This is a genomic window from Streptomyces sp. NPDC001933 (assembly GCF_042890955.1).
Lineage (GTDB): Bacteria > Actinomycetota > Actinomycetes > Streptomycetales > Streptomycetaceae > Streptomyces.
Map to the genome: position 1 here is coordinate 1 of NZ_JBIASS010000124.1, position 1,259 is coordinate 1,259.

At 67.4% G+C, this 1,259-nt stretch carries 4 protein-coding genes; all 4 read right to left on the minus strand.

Annotated features, from left to right (window positions below; all coding sequences use genetic code 11):
• Positions 1-159 (minus strand): NUDIX domain-containing protein (locus ACFYY7_RS45710; protein WP_388672421.1); only part of this gene is annotated, 159 nt, incomplete at its 3' end.
• Positions 160-259: 100 nt separating this feature from the next.
• Entirely contained in the window at positions 260-550 is a 291-nt protein-coding gene (locus ACFYY7_RS45715; RefSeq protein WP_388672413.1) for an ATP-binding protein, read from the minus strand.
• 8 nt (positions 551-558) lie between these two features.
• Positions 559-873, minus strand: coding sequence for a hypothetical protein (locus tag ACFYY7_RS45720; protein WP_388672416.1), 315 nt, complete (start codon positions 871-873; stop codon positions 559-561).
• Positions 870-1,208: a hypothetical protein gene (locus ACFYY7_RS45725; protein ID WP_388672419.1), complete on the minus strand. Its 339-nt coding sequence runs from the start codon at positions 1,206-1,208 to the stop codon at positions 870-872. Before ACFYY7_RS45725 ends, ACFYY7_RS45720 begins: the two co-directional genes overlap by 4 nt.
• Between the last annotated feature and the right edge of the window lie 51 nt (positions 1,209-1,259).

Genomic DNA, 1,259 nt, shown 5'->3' on the forward strand with positions numbered 1-1,259 from the left:
CTCGTGGGTTTCGCCTGGCTTGAGCCCGCCTCCAGGGGTGAACCACCGAACGGAACCGTCCTCCTTGTTCAGGGCAGAGAACAGCAGTAGCCGACTGGCGTCGTCCAGCAACACCACGCGCGCGCTCGGGCGCGGCACCAGGCTCCCCTCCGGTTTCATCACCTCGTCAGATTAGAACCGCGGTCCCTGGGTGACCAACTCCGTTGGTCACCGGGCTGAGCTGTCACGCAAGTCTGGTCAGAGCCGGATTCAGAGAGTCTCATGACCGTGCGGTGGCCTGGCGGTCGGCTTCGGTGGACTGGAAGCGGTAGGACTCGGTGCCGGTCTGGATCAGGCTGCAGCGGAACGTAATGCGGTCGGCGATGGCCGCGCAGAGCCGGCGGTCGCCGAAGGTCCTGTCCCACTCGGCGAACGGGGAGTTCGTGGCGACCGCGGTGGCCTTGCGCTCCTCGCGTTCGGTGAAGATCTGGAACAGCAGCTTGGCGCCCTTCTTGTCCAGGTTCGCGTGGCCGAACTCGTCCAGGCAGAGCAGGTCGGGGCCTGCCGCCACAGGCGCGCTCAGCCCGTGAGGAAGGTGCCCTCGGAGCAGGGGCGGCAGACGAAGACGTAGCCCAACTGGCCGCCGAGGTTCATCGCGGTCTGCCGGTCGATCCCCTCCTCCAGGTGTGCCGCGAATTCTGTCGTGCCGGAGCAGGAGGGGCACCCGGGCAACCGGTCGTCGTCCAGGTAGGAGGGGCTGCCGCCGAGCGATCCGAGAACCTCGCGTTGCTTCCCGAACAGCTCGCCGGGCTCCCGCTTCCACCCTGAACGGGCGAGGTCGTATGCGTCGGGCGGGAGATCGTCGCCGTCATCCTTCTCGGGTTCGAGCGTCACGACCCGGTCGTGATCGCCGACACTGTGGGCAGCAGCGTCACGCCCTTCTCGGGTACGGCCACCGGTACCAGTCCCGCGGGCGGGAAAAGAAGGACCCGATTCGCCCCGGAGGTCGCGTCCCACAGCTCGCAGGCGCCCGGATCGTTCTGGCACACGAACACCGACAGGACGCCGTACTCGACCGGCAGATGTGCGAAGAACTGCATCGGCCCTCCGCAAGTGTTGCCGCACACCGGCCAGGTGAACCCCTCGGGGGCCAGCGGCACACCCCCGGTACGTGGCACGTCTGCGTCGGGCGCGGCCGTGCCGTCGTAGATCATCAAAGTTGCCTGCATGGAGGAAGGCTACGGGCAGTCGGCAGCTCAGGATCCAGCATGCACAGTGCG

Bases quoted from the DNA above. Each gene is read 5' to 3' on its own strand.
- ACFYY7_RS45725 (WP_388672419.1), bottom strand. From the start codon at position 1,208: ATGCAGGCAACTTTGATGATCTACGACGGCACGGCCGCGCCCGACGCA.